This is a genomic window from Klebsiella sp. Shm-1 (assembly GCF_040804525.1).
In the GTDB taxonomy this organism is placed as follows: domain Bacteria; phylum Pseudomonadota; class Gammaproteobacteria; order Enterobacterales; family Enterobacteriaceae; genus Klebsiella; species Klebsiella pneumoniae.
Genome location: NZ_CP161823.1, coordinates 1665808 through 1682026, shown reverse-complemented (window position 1 = coordinate 1682026; position 16219 = coordinate 1665808). Strand labels below are relative to the sequence as shown.

Below are 16219 nucleotides of genomic sequence, written 5' to 3'. Positions count from 1 at the left end.
TCAGTTCTCTTTGAAAATACTCGAGAAAACTTTCTTCGAATCATAATTTTCCTGTATAAATGAAAAGGCATTAAATGCTATTTCTTTCATACCTGATATATTTTTAGAATAATTAATTATGTGCTTTGCAAATAGCACTTCGTCATTGGCTATTACTAACTGTTCTCCATGATTAGTTCCAGTGCCCTCACTTCCAATGCTTGTACTAACGACAAACATAGTGTTTCTCATCGCATCTAGATTTTTTAATTTCACTCCAGCACCATTAAGCATTGGATTAATAAAAATGCAGTTTCCATCGTAGATCGCTTGGAGTTCTTCATCACTAGGACTAGTAATTAAATTTATAGCATTACCATCATATATACTTATAGCTTTTTTCAATTCTTCAGAAATCCCATTCTTAGCATTACCTGCTATAGTTAATTTTATATCAGGATTTTCCTTTATTACCATTGGATGAACTTTGTTAAGATACCAGATAAGTCCTTGCAAATTATTTGGCATGAATAAATTGCCCACAAAAAGCACATTGCAATTGTGCAAGTCGAATTTATCATATTTAAAAGGATGCATTACAGGGATATGACTTGGTAGCCATATCCCTTTGGACTCTTTATCACATTCATCTTTAGATATAAACAAAAGTTTATCGAAAGATGAATTGATATCTTTTTTATTATATTTAAAAGCTAACATTTCATAAAAATAATAAATTTTTTTAAAGATAGATTTTTCATCATTAAACAGTGCCTTATAATATACAACCTCATCATTATGAACTCTAAGTAGCTTATTCTTTGCGTCTAAGGTGCTATTTTTAAGAATACTGTAGACATACTCAGATTCACACAAAACATAATCATATTTTTTATTTAATTTTATTTCTCTCAACCTAGAACGGGATTTTACTTGCAACGGAAGGAATTTCAACATATCATTAAAAGCACTTCTTATCATTCCAAGCCGTTGAGCATAGTAAACATTTTTACAAATTCGCTCCAAATATTGTTTACTGGCTTCGTCTATTTCCTCCTTATATGTAACGATCAAATCAACATCATGTCCTGTTGAGGATAATAACTCCAATCTCATTAATATATCTAATCGACCACCATGGTTGGCAGGATATGGGCAATCAGTTGAAACAACGATAATTTTAGCCACTTGCTTTAACCTTTATAAATTTTCAAATATTGTTCAGTAACATAATCAACGTTAAATATTTTCTTTTCAGAATCATCTATCTCAACAGGAAATGGTATGCTATCTATATCTTGAATATCTTCTAAAAAATAAATGTTTGGCAAAATTCTAGATAATTCAGTTATACCACCGACTCGATTAGTTAGAACTACTTTCCCCGCGAAAATCGCTTCTACAACTACACGACCGAAAGGCTCTTGCCATTTTATAGGTAATACTATTATATCGACTTTTTGCATAAAATCATCGACAGGACAATAGCCTAATAATTCAACATTTGAGTCAAGTGCTAACTGCTTCAAAGAAGCGCTATTTTTGTCAAACTCTCCTGCAGCAATAAACTTTTTTGTTTTATTTAACTGTGCCAACTTACAAAATTGGTCAAAGCCTTTTTCGTAAGTCAACCGCCCGATAAAGCCTAAACGTTTATCATTAGCGGCGGTAAGATCAAGAATAACATTAGATTTCACTGAATTATATATAGTGTATTTTTCTGTACTTTTAAAAAAACCGGCTTCAATGTGTTTATCTTTTATATAGTTGCTAATGCCTACATAAACATCGACATTTTTACCCAATATTTTTTTTGAAAGCGACCATAATGATACCGCAATCGATTTAACTGACATTTCTGAACCATTTTTATAAAGTTTGCAATTTGGATGGATCAGATAATAATCTCTAGAAGTATGAATAACTCTACACTTGTATTTTTTAGCTTTTTGCCATACAGCACATGATATTCCACTAAGATTATTAGTATGTACAATATCAGGCTTTACATCCATAATAATATTTTCGAATTCTTTGGCAATTTTAAAATTATATAGATCAATTAGATGCCATAAAATTTTACTTAACGGATTTCTTTTAGTTAAACTCAATCCCCAATATATGTTTGAGTATGGCAAATATATTATTTTTACACCGTTATGTTCTGTATCTTTACGCTCATTATGCTCATGAATACTAACGACTGTTACCGAATGCCCCTTCTCAATTAATGACTCGGCCAATATCTGAACCGAAACCTCGGCACCACCTATTTTATATGGATAATATAACGTGTTTACTAAAATAATATTCATGAAATACCCATGTCGTTTATTGATTATATTTAATAGCTCTTATATATTTGCACATAGCTATTTACCATATCGCTTTTCCTGAATTTATTAGATGCGAATTCACGGCATGCTTCTTTTTTTTCATTCCAAAAATGGATAGTATGTGAATCCATTATCTCAACAACTTTATTAGCGTCTTCGAAGTTAACAAGCATACCTGTTAAGCCATCTGAAATAACTTCTGGTAAAGAAGCCACATTATTTGCTATTACTGGCACTCCATATAATTGCGCCTCTACCGCAACTAATCCAAACGATTCCCATCGACTAGGCATAAGCAAGACATCATTCTCGCAAAAATATGCTGGCAATTCTTTATTGTCAACCCAGCCATAATATACCACATTTTCTTTTTCTATTTTTTCGAAAACATCATGTACAGAATCGCCAATGATATTAAATGTATATTTAGAAACGTCGGCAACCTTGATTACATTGAGTAAATAATCATACCCCTTTTGTTTATCAAAACGTCCCACAAACAGTATATTTATTTTCTCCTTCTGGACCTCGTTTTCATTGCATTTCTTTATACGTTCTAATTTTTCTTGTCCATCTAGCGAAACTGCATTATATACAACCTTTATTTTATTTTTACTTATTCCTGCATCTACAGCACATTTATACTCATAGTAACTATTTGCAATAATACAATCTGTCTGTTTTGCTAGAATTCGCTCAATATATATATATGCTTTTTTCTTCCATTTTTTTGTGTCCATGATAAATGAAAAACAATGCGGCGTATATATAACTTTATATTTCTTTTTATTTATTAATTTAAATGCAAATAACGCCCTTACAATAAAACCGGCAAATGAACTATGTAAATGAATAACATCAAATTTATTATATTTTAATGTTTTAATGATTACTAAGAATAAAGATGATAAAGATGATATATTTCTACCTGTTCGTGAGAATAAAGTTTTTTGTGCGCAATATATTTCTTTTGATTGACTCTCAGGGCATATCACATGACTATCAATTTCATTGTTTTCCGTTAGATTATTTATAACTGTTGCAACACCACCTTTAACGGTTTCCGCGATATGGATGACGTTCATTATTATCCTTTTATTATATATTTTAAAAAAGGGGATTCTTCGTCCCCTTCTTGAGTAACCTATTTTTTATCTGAATATGAATAATCGTAATAATTATATCCATACCCGTATTTATTACTTGCTTTTTTTACCACACCATTCAAAATACATCCTTTAATATTTACGCCACTATTTTGGAATCTCTTAACACTTATATCAATTTCTTTCGGTGTGTTTTCTTCAAATCTGGCCACCAACAAAGTAGTACCCACATAGTTTCCGATAATAGCAGCGTCAGCCACAGCCAGGATTGGAGGTGTATCTAATATGACAATATCATAAGATTTATTCGCCCACTCAAGTAATTCCGCCAATCGATTATGCATGAGTAACTCAGCTGGATTTGGTGGAACCGAACCTCGAGATATATAATCAAAGCCCTCTGTCTGTAAGTTATTTATGATTTTATCAAGTGCAACTCTTCCTGATAAATAATCAGAAAGTCCATTCGTGTTTTTTATATTAAATAATTTGTGAGTATAACCTTTCCTTAAATCAGCATCGATAAAAATAACCTTTTTACCTGTTTGAGATATTACTGAAGATAAGTTAGAACTCACAAATGTTTTACCAGCATTAGGACTTGCACCGGAAATCATTAAGAGATTATTTCTTGCTTCAAGCATTGCAAAGTGCAGACTTGTCCTTAAACCTCTTATTGCCTCAATAGCAAGATCCGCAGGATTTTCTGTAGCAAGTAAAACCTTAGGTCTACTGTCATCTCGTTTATTTAGTCGTTTTGCTATTACATTTTTGGGGTTGCTTTCAGAAACAGGAATACTAGCATAAACATTTATTCCCAACTCCTCCAGTTGTTCTGGAGTTTCAATTCCTTTACGTAATAGAATCCGGACTAAAACAAGGCTTACTGAAATTACAAGGCCAATAAACAAACCGGCTAGGACAACAATTATTTTTTTGGGTTTAACTGGTTTATGCTGGGTTACAGCGCTATCAATTATTCTTACATTGCCTATCGCACTAGATTTAGCAATATTCAATTCTTGCTGTCGATTTAATAATTGCATATATACAGCTCTACCTGACTCAACATCACGACTCAAACGTAAAATTTCTTGCTGAGTCTCAGGCATTGTTGCAACACGCTTATTTAATTTCCCTCTTTCATCCTGTAATGTTTTCCTTTTTTCCATTAAGGCTTTATATGTTGGATGCTCTTTAGTGTAAAGCTGCGAAATTTCTGATTCTCTGAAAGTTAATTCATTTAATTGATTGTCGACATTAACAATTTGATCTAATACAGATTTAGCCTCTAACGACAAATCGACGGAATCATTCCGCTTTCTGAAATCATTTAACTTATCCTCAGCTGAATCCAAATCGCTCCGGACCATTGGCAACTGTTTATTAAGAAACTCTAAGCTTTTCTCATCTTGTGCTGCTTGCCGAGATATATTCTGAGCCAAGTAGTTCTCACTAATACTATCGACTATATTTTTTATTTTGAGTGGATCATCGCCTAGATATGATAATATCAATATTCCAGTATCTTTACCTTGATCAGCTACTGATAAGTTTTCTTGTAAATCTGCGATAGCCTTAAGTTTTGACACGTACTTAATAGTAAATTCAGCACCAGGCTTAGCATTAATTTCATCAATTTTTAGTGTTATTCCATCTTTTTCAATTAACTCCCCAACTTTTCCATTTATTTCCTCCCCTCCAAACTCTATAACATATCTATTACTATCTTTCACTTTAAGCGTGAATTCCGGGGGGTTTTCTTCATCTCCTATAGAAGAAGAAACATATAACCGTGATAATTGTATATTTCCCTGGTGCTCTCCACTTAACCTTGCCCATCCACGCCCAAAAATAGGAAAATACTTTGGACTTACTACAGCCTGGAGATTTAAATCATCAACTGTTTTACCTAGAATCATTCTTGATTGGATCAATGCAATCTCAGGGGCCGATTGTGGCTGACTATCGGGAAGCATCTGACTTAAATTGCTAAGTATTGCATTCGCTTGTTTTTGTTCGACCTGTATTAAAGCATCAGCTTTATATATAGGCGTCGCAAAAAAAGCATATAATAAAGCAATTAATGTTGCAAATGAAGTGAGAGCAATGATTATTTTTCTATGATCGATTAATTCACCAACCATTCGACCAAAGTCTAAATCATCTACTGTTTCTGGTTGCTTCTTTTTGGATATTGAAGTCATGCATTATTTCCTGAATTTCTAAGCTTTTAATTTCTCAGCCCATAACAGAGCAGATTGCTCAATAAGTTTGAACACTGATGCAAAGGCCTCTTCACTTTTCCTATAAGGATCAGGAATATCTCTTTGTTCTAACCAATGGCCAAACAACATTGTCTTACCTCGTGCTTCGGGTGCAATGTTGCTTATCTGCTCAATATGATTTTTTTCCATTACAAGAATTAATTCATATTCTTTACTTAATTTTGATGTAAATTGTCTTCCTAAATGACCTGCCAATGAAATCCCATTTTTCCTTGCGACTTCAACAGCTGATTGGTCAGCTTCATGATCAACCAAAGCTTGTGTACCCGCAGACGAAATGTTTTTGGAAGGAAGTAATTGTTGTAAATACCGCTCACCAATTGGCGAACGGCATATATTCCCTGTGCAAACAATTAATATTGTACTAAACATATTATGGCCAATCCTTAATAAATTTCGCAGTTTCCGTCATGTCATGAACGCCGGTAATAGTCGGGACAAGCTGAGAAATTACACGATTCCAACGTACTAAAGGAGCTGTTGTGACATATACAATATCATATGGTTGCAATTGAAATTCTGTTCCCAGAACCATTGCCGAAGCATCTTGTGCATTAAGCTGATAAATGTTAGCTATTTTACCTTGCTTGTCACCTTTCAACTGGCGAATAACAAATACTCCAGTTGCATCACTGAACGCTTGCGACATACCTTCAGCATTGCCTAGTGCTTCAGCAATTGTCATACCACTGCGGTCCATTTTTAGCGTACTTTGTTTACCCACTTCCCCCATGACAAATACTTTTAAATCATCATTGCGTGGGACAAAAAGAATATCCCCAGGATAAAGTAAATGATTTTGTGTCAAGTCCCCTTTCTGCATCAAAGCGTACAAAGAAACTTTAGTATCTTTACCATTATGCGTTAACACAACATTTCGCCAGTCAGCATCTGGTGCAAGACCACCTGCAGCATTGATAGCGTCCATTACGGTTAATGGAATATTAGTTATCGGTTGCTGCCCGGATTTTGCAACTTCACCAGTTACATAGGCTTTTTGCGAACGGAATGCTGCAACACTTACATCAACCTGGGGACTTTCAATATAAGTCGTCAAACGACTGGCTATATCCTGACGTACCTGGCTAAGCGTCTTGCCCGCCACCTGCACCTTACCTATATAGGGATAGAAAATGGTTCCATCAGAATTCACCCAGTTACCGGTGTCACTGGCGCTACGGTACTGACCTGCAGGTGTTGTCAGCTCCGGGTGATCCCAAACGGTTACCATTAATACATCGCCAACCCCAATGCGATATTCATAACTTCGTAGTAAATTATCCAGCTGCGGGTTTGGACGAGCGAGTATGGTTTCCGGTCGAAGCTGATCGATAAGCCCCGGCGTCATCGGGTACACATTGACCAGTTTATCCAAATCGTAATCACTGTCTGGAAGCTCCACCACGTTCTTACGTAGACTGTTTAATCCCTGTCCAGGGACAATGGTACAACCCGATAAAAACCCAATCGCCAATGCTAATGCCGAAAATCTAACAATTTTTTTCTTCATAATGTCACATCATCAGTAAATCAAAATTTGCCAATTCCTGAGCAGCTGTCATAGCCGTTGCTTCCTTACCAGCCTGCGGAGAGAGAAAAGCTGACTGCATCCTGCAGCGCTATCACCGCTCTCCCCTTATTTTCAGCATTCAGCCTTATAAACTAAATGGTATTTCTATCCCTGCGCTTGCCCCAACGTCATCGCTGTCGCTGTTGTTAGCGTTGGTGTACCACAAAGAGGTATTCAGACGAACCGACTGATAAACGTCACCGCTCCAGCCCAGTTGTACACCTTTCAACGTGTCCGAATGAGGGAATGCCTTGTTAATTGATTGATCTTTTGGATTCACCTTGGCATATGCAAGGCGCGTGCTCCAACGCTGATTATTCTCAGTAATCAGTTCTACCTTGCCTGCGAACAACTGACCATCCCCTCCCATCGCATCGCCCAGTGGATACCCTTGTTGGTAATAACCATCTTTGTAGATGTGGTGGGTATAGCTGTAATTGGTCCGGCTCATATTGGTACGTGTATCATGCGCTTCCACATACCAGTTAACCGCATCCTTACCCCAGCCGTGGTGCCCTTCAATCCCGCCAAGGAACATATTCGCCGATGGTAGGTAACCAGACTCATCCTCACCAACCATCTGCCCATAGAAACTCACTGGCCAGCCAAGAGTTGGTTCAAGTTTGAACTTAAAGTCAAACCCTGCCAGCTGGTTACCCGGTTCGTTATCTGTCCCGGTATTATCATGGCCAGTGAAGCCATCCCAGAAACTGCTGAATGATTGCGGTCGACCTTCCCCGCCCCACTGCATAATACGTGATGCACCTAATTCTAATGACTGAAACGGCGTAAAGGTGAAGCGTCCGCCAATAATTTTGGCATGGGGCACCGCGGTATATTGATTCATCTGACTAGCGGAGATTTGGTACTGCCATGGACCCACCCAGCGCAGCCACCAGGTTTCCGGTGCCGCCTGCTCTGCCCGCTGCATCAGAAAGCCGGTCATCGGCCGCATCGCATCCCCGCGGATCAAGCTACCTTCATACCCAGGTCCCCACCACTGCGGAACCTGACCAAAAGAGAGCCACTGGTTCCAGAACTTCACCGCGCCGTAGGCGCCGTTGGCGTTGAAGCGCGACCCGTTGCTGATCCGCTCTCCCCCTTCGACGTTGCCCTGAAGGTGGACATCCCACCACTCGCCGCTGTTGTTGAACGCCAGGCCTAACGAGTTATCCGCCGGCTGTGTCTGACCAAACCCCTGCGGAGTGCCCGGCTGGTCGGTTGAAGTGTAGCCGGTGAACCGGAAATCGGCTTTTAAGGCAGACAGTCGCTGGTTGATACGGGCCAGCACCACTTGCTCTGAAGAATAGGAAGGCTTGGCCTTTTTCAGTGCTCGGGCGATCTCTTCCTGGCTCAGCGGCCAGGTCGACAGGCTCAGATGGATGACCCCGCGATCGGAAAGCCAGGCCAGGTCGTTACGCAAGTCGTTGTCATTTACCACTAACCCGGCCGCGTAAGCCTGGGCTCCCAGGGAGGTAAGCAAACCCAGCGTCATAGCAATGCGCGCAATTTTTATCATTGTACAAGATCCATTTTCAGCCCCGCTGTCGTCTCTCAATGAGAATGAGGGGAATACCAAGATAGTAAGCGCTCGCGGCACCAGTCGACTTCACTGTGCAACACCGACGAGGCAAGTACATTTACCCTAAGCTGCTTGTACCCCTCATAACATCTGCCCAGCTCACAATGTAGGCGAATTTTATCGTCCAGGCTATGGAAGAGTAGGGAAAGTTTTTGCACAGGCAATATCAGCAGCCTATCCTGACCAACTTCGAAGGATACCTAGTGATTATGATACGCATCTAATAGGGATGCTTACCTCAGGTCAGGCGATAAAGCAGCCGTTTCACAATCGTCCCGTGTGCTCTACAGATAGCGGCTTCAGCGACGCTACCGCCCCTGGCTTAACAGCTACCAGCGCACTGACTACCTGAACGACTTAATTTTTATCGACCCGCGGATGAATAATTGGTCAGGCCATTATTTTTGGCGGCGTTAAGTTTACGGGATTTCGGTCACAATTGGGAGTGTTGTTACCGAACATCTGCCAATTAATGCCGCCTGTCGTTCTACTGACAAAAAATAAGCGGGTCACCAATTAAGATTATTCACTGATTTCCAGGGTTAGAAATCTTCCCGGTACTGCTACAACATCACACACGCAGCTAACTTACTGTAAAAAAACATCTTTTTACTTAGCTCATCATCATGCAAAAATCAGATGATGGCGTTATAGTCAACTACAATTTCTAATAGTTTCCAGTGTCTGGATATTCATTGAATGTGCATCAGGTAACGTCTCAGCGCATTTAAGAAACGTCTGATCAAAGCTATATCCAGACAAATATGCAATAACAATGTAGTAGCACTTCATTATTTCATAAATATGAATTATCAATTACCGGATATATAGTAGAATATTTTCTTATTTGTCTAATTAACCGGCGAAAACTTAATTTCCCCTGTAAAACAAATGGCGATTACCAGGCCTGCTTGTGGAGATCGGTACGCGTAAAGGGTTTATCCAGCGGCCCCACCGCGGTGGCGATTTGTCCCAGCAGGGACTGAGTCGGCGCTTTGCTGCCGCTATGTAAAAGGATAAGCGGAACCATCACCAGGCATGCAACACCGCCCCATGAGATATTCACGCTTTCCGGATCAGGGGTACGTTTTTGCAACACCAGGAACAAAGCGCTGCCAGCAGCGCCCAGCAGCAGGCCGGCAATCACTTCCGAGACGGAATGCGCATGGATGACCAGCCGCGAATAGCCCACCACGGCGGCCAGAACATAGCCGGTAATAACGGCCGCTTTACGCAGACCGACGGAGAAACGGGCGCTGAGCAGCCACAGGAAGATAGGCCAGAAGGCCGCGGAGAGCGCGGAATGGCCGCTGAAGCCGGTGTAATCCAGCTCACGAATGCCCAGCCCCCAGCCCATAAAGGCCAGTTTAGAGGCGCAGACGATAGCGCCGGTGATGCCGAACAGCAAACTCCACTGCCACGCCAGCAAACGCGACGTTTTACGCAGCATCAGGACAATAAACAGCGCCGCTGCGCTGGGCAGCAAAACGGTGCTATCGCCAAAAAATGAGATGAGTTGCCAGTTCATATACCTGTGATCCTTCGATGATGTCCACTGCCGTACTCAGGGATTATCCGTAATGTCTGTACCAGCTCGCATGCCAATTCATTTCACATTTTTATGCATGCAAGTGAGATGTTTAAAGCGGAAACATGATCGCAGTCAAGTTTTATTTTTGGCTGTCGTTGACCGCTTTCCCTGCGCTTTAGGAATTGTCGCACTAAGTGACTATTCATAAAGCATTATTGCCGCTACTCCGACCATTGCACCACAGAGGCCCGAGACAAACTACCAGAAGTCTCCGAAGCCATACGTTTCTTTACAATCGTTATAACATTCACGTTATGAATAATTTCTGCATAACGTTATGAGCGGCGTGCCGAAAGGCTCTGCCCTGCCGCTCATCTTTACGCCAGCTGTCAGGCCAGCATTTTTTTAATACTTTCGCGGAATTTGGTGCCTTCTTTCAGGTTACGCATCCCGTAGGTGACGAAGGCCTGCATGTAGCCCATTTTCTTCCCGCAGTCGTAGCTTTCGCCGGTCATCAGCATCGCGTCGACGGACTGCTTCTTCGCCAGTTCGGCAATGGCGTCGGTCAGCTGGATACGGCCCCATGCGCCCGGCTCGGTACGTTCCAGTTCGGCCCAGATATCCGCCGACAGCACGTAGCGCCCCACCGCCATCAGATCGGAGTCCAGGGTCTGCGGCTCGTCCGGTTTTTCAATAAACTCGACGATACGCGCCACCTGGCCTTCAGCCACCATCGGCTCTTTGGTCTGGATGACGGAGTATTCGGAGAGATCGCCCGGCATGCGTTTCGCCAGCACCTGGCTGCGGCCGGTCTCGTTAAAGCGGGCGATCATAGCGGCGAGGTTATAGCGCAGCGGGTCAGCGGTGCCGCCGTCAAGGATGATATCCGGCAGGACCACCACAAACGGGTTGTCGCCGACTACCGGGCGGGCGCAGAGGATGGAGTGGCCCAGGCCCAGCGGCTGCGCCTGACGCACGTTCATGATGGTCACGCCCGGCGGGCAAATGGCCTGCACTTCCGCCAGCAGCTGGCGCTTCACGCGCTGTTCCAGCAGGGCTTCCAGCTCGTAGGAGGTATCGAAGTGGTTTTCCACCGCGTTCTTCGAGGAGTGCGTCACCAGAACAATCTCTTTGATCCCGGCGGCGACGATTTCGTCAACGATGTACTGAATCATTGGCTTATCAACGATCGGCAGCATCTCCTTTGGAATTGCCTTTGTGGCCGGCAGCATATGCATGCCTAGTCCTGCGACCGGAATAACCGCTTTCAAATTCGCCATATTCATCTTCACCTGTTTGGTTGCAAAACACGCGGTTTTGCAAAATTGTACATGTCACAAATCCATTGGAACTGATAATACACGGATACTGCCCGGGCATCTGCCCGCCAAATTCTTAAATTCACTGTCACGTAAAAGAATACACACAACTCCCTTTTACCAACAGTCAGAAGTGAGAATAATCTTATTTTCGTTCAGGTTATTCAGCGGCTCGTTCCTTTGCGCCGCGCGATGTGGCTGAGAGGCCCGTCTATCGGGGTCTGTTGGCCGCCGGCCCCGCCGCGCCGCGCGTATGCCCGGAAAGAATAGATAGAGATAATAAATTTCGCCAGGCAATATATTTCAGCATAAACAGCCGGATATGACGACATATTAGCCTGAATCCGCGGCGGTGAACTGCGATCCGCCCTATTCTGCACTCACTTCATAATATGAATTATGCCGGTTTTGTGAGCGGGCTTCGCGCTTCGCTTTGCTCTGCGCATCCGCGCTCGCCGTGACGAACCTTGGGAGCGAGCCCTTTTGCCGACCTCGCTGAAACACAGCGGAAAAAGTTCTGATATCGGCAAGTTTATTCCATGGTCGCCGCCATGGTGTTATTTTTTCACTGTTCTTTTCCGGAACATAATTCTTATCGGTTCGCTTAATCCGCTGGAAATATATCCATCCACGGCAGGGCGATATCCGCGTCGTTATTGCATTTTAGACTCATCTTATCCATGATCGTGGTAACACATACCGCAGTCGTACAGGTTTTAATACATATGGAATGGATTGCCGATCCGTCAATCTGGGCAGGTCTCGTCACGCTGGTGGTTATCGAACTGGTGTTAGGTATCGATAACCTGGTCTTTATCGCTATCCTCGCCGAGAAACTCCCTCCCGCCCAGCGCGACCGCGCGCGGATCACTGGCCTGATGCTGGCGATGGTCATGCGTCTCCTGCTGCTGGCCTCTATCTCCTGGCTGGTCACCCTGACCAAACCGCTGATTGTTTTTCACGACTTCAGCTTTAGCGCCCGCGATTTAATTATGCTGTTTGGCGGCCTGTTTCTGCTGTTTAAAGCGACCGTCGAGCTTAATGAGCGGCTGGAGGGGAAAGACAGCGATAACCCCACCCAGCGCAAAGGGGCGAAATTCTGGGCCGTCGTGGCGCAGATCGTAGTGCTCGACGCCATCTTCTCGCTTGACTCGGTGATCACCGCCGTCGGCATGGTTGATCACCTGGCGGTGATGATGGCCGCGGTGGTTATCGCCATCAGCCTGATGCTGATGGCCAGCAAGGCGCTGACGCGCTTCGTTAACAGCCACCCGACCATCGTGATCCTCTGTCTGAGCTTCCTGCTGATGATCGGCTTCAGCCTGATTGCTGAAGGCTTCAGCTTTATCATTCCGAAAGGCTATCTATATGCGGCTATTGGCTTCTCGGTCATGATTGAAGCGCTTAACCAGCTGGCGCAGTTTAACCGCCGTCGCTTCCTCTCCGCCAATATGACGCTGCGTCAGCGCACTACCGAAGCGGTGATGAATTTGCTGAGCGGGCAGAAAGAAAAAGCTGAACTGGATGCTGACACGGCATCGCTGGTCGCCGATCAGGATCAACATCCACTGTTTAATCCGCAGGAACGACTGATGATTGAGCGGGTGCTGAACCTTAATCAGCGCAGCGTCAGCAGTATTATGACGTCGCGCCATGATATCGAGCGCATCAACCTTAGCGCGCCGGAGGAAGAGATCCGCAGCCTGGTGGAGAAAAATCAGCATACCCGGCTGGTGGTGACCGGCGGGAAGGATAATGAAGATCTGCTGGGTGTGGTGCATGTTATTGACCTGCTCCAGCAGTCCCTGCGTCAGGAGCCGCTGGATCTGCAGGCGCTGGTGCGCCAGCCGCTGGTCTTCCCGGAGGGGCTGCCGCTCCTCTCGGCGCTCGAGCAGTTCCGCCAGGCCCGCACCCATTTTGCCTTTGTGGTCGATGAGTTTGGTTCCGTCGAGGGGATTGTGACCCTCAGCGACGTGATGGAGACCATCGCCGGCAATCTGCCCAATGAGGTGGAGGAGATCGATGCCCGGCACGATATTCAGCATCATCAGGACGGTTCATGGACGGTCAACGGCCATATGCCGCTGGAGGACCTGGTGCAGTACGTTCCGCTGCCGCTGGATGATAAACGTGAGTATCACACCGTTGCCGGTCTGTTGATGGAGTATTTGCAGCATGTGCCGCAGGTGGGGGAGACCATTGAGATTGACGGTTATACCTTGCGCACGCTGCAGGTCGACAGCCATCGGGTGCAGAAGGTGCAGATCGTCCCGCCGGCAAAGCAGGATGAGCTGGATTATGAGGTGTAATTCTCAGGCATAAATAACGGCTCGGGGTATCCAGGGTAGTAAAATTGATAGCCAGATATCCTGTTTAATGCCTGATGGCGCTTCGCTTATCAGGCCTACGGGATGGCGAACTAATCGGGGGATGACACCCTCCGTATAATCCAGGCCGGGTCAGGCGTAGCTGCCACACTGCCTGATGGCGCTGCGCTTATCAGGCCTACATTAAGTGGCGACGCAAACGGATGATATTGCACACATCCCAGGCCGGGTCAGGCGCAGCCGCCACCCGGCATCATCGTGACATCAGACGTTGACGATAAGCACGCAGCCCGGAAACTTCCGGGCCGCGGGGGTGGGAATTACAGCTTATCGAGCAGCTTTTTGGCATCGTTGCCGTCTTTGCTGCCTTTATTACGCTCAACCCAGTCGTTGAGGCGCTGCTTCGCTTCATCCTGCAGCTGTTTGCGCAGGATCTGGTCGACCTGCAGACTGTAGCTCAGCGACTGCCACTCGCCGTAGATGCGCAGCGGGATAGCGGTCTGTTTCAGGCGGTCGATAAGCTTGCCCTCCCCTTTCCAGCCGCCGAGCACGCGCACGTTGAAGCGCATATCGCAGTTCTCTTTCTGCAGATCGAGCTGTCCTTCGCCGGTCATCGCCATCACGTCGGACTGCCCCTGCAGGCGGTTCAGCGTCACCAGCCCGTTATCCAGCGTCAGCCGGCTGCTCACGGAATCCAGGCGGGTGGCATTGTCGTAATTTTCCTGCGCCCGCACGTTGGTGCTGCGCTCCACGGCCTGCTGCACCAGCTGCTGGAAGTTCAGCCCTTCGGTGCGGGTATCGGCCATCTGGAGCTGAGCCTGTCCCTGCCAGTGGCGACGGAAATCATCGGCGTCAATGCGCGTTCCGGAAAATTCGCCGCTCAGCGACAGCTTACCGGTCAGGTTTAAGGAATAGTTAAAGGCTTTGATCAGCGAACCGATCTCCACATTCTGCAGCGCCGGCTGGAACGTCGCCAGCGGCGTGTCGCCGCGGGCATCCAGGGTGCCGGGGAGAGAGAGCTGCCCGCCATCAAGATTGCCCTGCATTTTGCTGACCGTCAGCAGCCCCTGCTGGTTGCTGATTTCACTCTGCACCTGGGTAAAGTTCAGACCGCGCCACTGCAGCTGGTCGGCGCTCAGGGCCATTCGGCCGTTGAAGCCGCGCAGGCTCTGGTAATCTTCGCGCTCATCGCTGTCGGCGATCACCGGGCGCAGCGGTCGCGTCTGACTCTGGCCCTGCTGACTGGCGCTACTGTCCGTCGCCGGCGACCTTTGCGCCAGCAGACTATCGAGATCGAGAGTGGTGGCGTGCAGATCCAGCGACCAGTCCGGGCGATCCCCCAGCACCACGCTGCCGCTGCCGGTAACGGTGCTGCGGTTAGCCATCAGATTCAGGTTGTCAAAACGCAGGGTCTTGTCATCTTCCTGCCAGCTGGCCTGCAGACTTCCCTGACCATTAATGCCGTCCGGTGGGAGCTCGGCGCCGCGCAGCTGCCAGCTAAGCTGGGTAAAGTCGGCTTTTAAGGAGTGCGGATAATCGCCGCCCTGCACGGTGGCGGAGAAGTTCAGCGCCAGGTCGCGCTGGTCGCGGTTCACCCGGCCGGAGAAATCCACGGTGGCCCGGTGATTCTCATCCTGCTCCATCTGCAGACGGATATCGCGCACGGTCACCTGCTCGCCGCTCTCATGCTGGAAAAAGAGCACGCTGTCGGCCACCTGCAGCTGACGCACATCGTAGGACCATCCGCGATCCTCCGGGGCCAGCGGCAGGGTGTTGTCATGCGGCACCACCGGCGCTGAGCTGTCGCGAACCGCCTCGGTTTTCGGGGTCAGCTGGATCACCGCGCCCTTGAGCATCACCTGCTTAACCTGCAGCTGATGCGAGAGCAGCGGCAGCAGCGCCACGTCGAGGCGCATATTGTCGGCGCGGATCACCGGCTCTTCGGCGCCTCGGGCGGTCAGCGTCATCCGTCCGCTGAGAATGCTGAGCTGCGGCCAGACGTGCCAGCGCAGCGGGCCATCAAGGTCAAGCTGATAACCGCTGCGCTCTGCCACCTCATGCACCATATAGGCGCGAAAATCGTTGGGATTGACCAGCAATACCAACGAGGTAAGCCCGGCGACAATGACCGCCAGCAGGATCATCAGCGTTGTCAGTATTCGTCTCATGGCACCCTCAGCA

Annotated in this window: 10 protein-coding genes and 2 pseudogenes; 2 read left to right on the top strand and 10 right to left on the bottom strand. The window is 45.9% G+C overall.

Annotation, left to right across the window (positions count from 1 at the left end; translation table 11 throughout):
* The 7 genes from AB1E37_RS08100 to AB1E37_RS08070 all read right to left on the bottom strand — a co-directional run bounded on the left by AB1E37_RS08100 (window position 1) and on the right by AB1E37_RS08070 (window position 8798).
* Window positions 1-1167, bottom strand: coding sequence for a glycosyltransferase (locus AB1E37_RS08100; RefSeq protein WP_004180514.1), 1167 nt, complete (start codon window positions 1165-1167; stop codon window positions 1-3).
* A 5-nt stretch (window positions 1168-1172) separates the two neighbouring features.
* A complete protein-coding gene (locus tag AB1E37_RS08095; protein WP_004180515.1) occupies window positions 1173-2294 on the bottom strand; it encodes a glycosyltransferase family 4 protein in 1122 nt (373 codons plus the stop codon).
* 29 nt (window positions 2295-2323) lie between these two features.
* On the bottom strand, window positions 2324-3400 hold the full coding sequence (locus AB1E37_RS08090; RefSeq protein ID WP_004180517.1) for a glycosyltransferase: 1077 nt from the start codon (window positions 3398-3400) through the stop codon (window positions 2324-2326).
* Between the two features lie 59 nt (window positions 3401-3459).
* Window positions 3460-5628 carry a polysaccharide biosynthesis tyrosine autokinase gene (locus AB1E37_RS08085; RefSeq protein ID WP_023302671.1) on the bottom strand — a complete coding sequence of 723 codons (2169 nt, stop codon included), beginning with the start codon at window positions 5626-5628 and terminating at the stop codon, window positions 3460-3462.
* Between the two features lie 18 nt (window positions 5629-5646).
* Window positions 5647-6081: a protein-tyrosine-phosphatase gene (locus tag AB1E37_RS08080; protein ID WP_004213675.1), complete on the bottom strand. Its 435-nt coding sequence runs from the start codon at window positions 6079-6081 to the stop codon at window positions 5647-5649.
* Between the two features lies 1 nt (window position 6082).
* Window positions 6083-7219, bottom strand: a complete 1137-nt coding sequence (locus tag AB1E37_RS08075; RefSeq protein WP_004180522.1) for a polysaccharide export protein — start codon at window positions 7217-7219, stop codon at window positions 6083-6085.
* Between the two features lie 145 nt (window positions 7220-7364).
* Window positions 7365-8798 carry a capsule assembly Wzi family protein gene (locus AB1E37_RS08070; protein ID WP_004899441.1) on the bottom strand — a complete coding sequence of 478 codons (1434 nt, stop codon included), beginning with the start codon at window positions 8796-8798 and terminating at the stop codon, window positions 7365-7367.
* 340 nt (window positions 8799-9138) lie between these two features.
* Between AB1E37_RS08070 and AB1E37_RS08065 the strand changes: the two are divergent.
* A pseudogene (locus tag AB1E37_RS08065) lies at window positions 9139-9213 on the top strand (hypothetical protein); the annotation flags it as partial.
* Window positions 9214-9759: 546 nt separating this feature from the next.
* Here AB1E37_RS08065 and AB1E37_RS08060 read toward each other — a convergent pair.
* Both AB1E37_RS08060 and galF read right to left on the bottom strand, forming a co-directional pair.
* Window positions 9760-10389 carry a phosphatase PAP2 family protein gene (locus AB1E37_RS08060; RefSeq protein ID WP_004184823.1) on the bottom strand — a complete coding sequence of 210 codons (630 nt, stop codon included), beginning with the start codon at window positions 10387-10389 and terminating at the stop codon, window positions 9760-9762.
* A 315-nt stretch (window positions 10390-10704) separates the two neighbouring features.
* Window positions 10705-11678: pseudogene (galF, locus tag AB1E37_RS08055) on the bottom strand (GalU regulator GalF).
* Window positions 11679-12436: 758 nt separating this feature from the next.
* Here galF and AB1E37_RS08050 point away from each other — a divergent pair.
* The gene (locus AB1E37_RS08050; RefSeq protein WP_002912435.1) at window positions 12437-14020 is read left to right on the top strand and encodes a TerC family protein; all 1584 of its coding nucleotides are present in this window, start codon (window positions 12437-12439) and stop codon (window positions 14018-14020) included.
* A 338-nt stretch (window positions 14021-14358) separates the two neighbouring features.
* On the opposite strand, the gene asmA is transcribed toward AB1E37_RS08050, so the two are convergent.
* Entirely contained in the window at window positions 14359-16206 is a 1848-nt protein-coding gene (gene asmA, locus AB1E37_RS08045) for an outer membrane assembly protein AsmA (RefSeq protein ID WP_004899446.1), read from the bottom strand.
* Window positions 16207-16219 lie beyond the last annotated feature (13 nt).

Bases quoted from the DNA above. Each gene is read 5' to 3' on its own strand.
- AB1E37_RS08095 (WP_004180515.1), bottom strand. From the start codon at position 2,294: ATGAATATTATTTTAGTAAACACGTTATATTATCCATATAAAATAGGT.
- AB1E37_RS08090 (WP_004180517.1), bottom strand. From the start codon at position 3,400: ATGAACGTCATCCATATCGCGGAAACCGTTAAAGGTGGTGTTGCAACA.
- AB1E37_RS08085 (WP_023302671.1), bottom strand. From the start codon at position 5,628: ATGACTTCAATATCCAAAAAGAAGCAACCAGAAACAGTAGATGATTTA.
- AB1E37_RS08080 (WP_004213675.1), bottom strand. From the start codon at position 6,081: ATGTTTAGTACAATATTAATTGTTTGCACAGGGAATATATGCCGTTCG.
- AB1E37_RS08075 (WP_004180522.1), bottom strand. From the start codon at position 7,219: ATGAAGAAAAAAATTGTTAGATTTTCGGCATTAGCATTGGCGATTGGG.
- AB1E37_RS08070 (WP_004899441.1), bottom strand. From the start codon at position 8,798: ATGATAAAAATTGCGCGCATTGCTATGACGCTGGGTTTGCTTACCTCC.
- AB1E37_RS08060 (WP_004184823.1), bottom strand. From the start codon at position 10,389: ATGAACTGGCAACTCATCTCATTTTTTGGCGATAGCACCGTTTTGCTG.
- AB1E37_RS08050 (WP_002912435.1), top strand. From the start codon at position 12,437: ATGGAATGGATTGCCGATCCGTCAATCTGGGCAGGTCTCGTCACGCTG.
- asmA (WP_004899446.1), bottom strand. From the start codon at position 16,206: ATGAGACGAATACTGACAACGCTGATGATCCTGCTGGCGGTCATTGTC.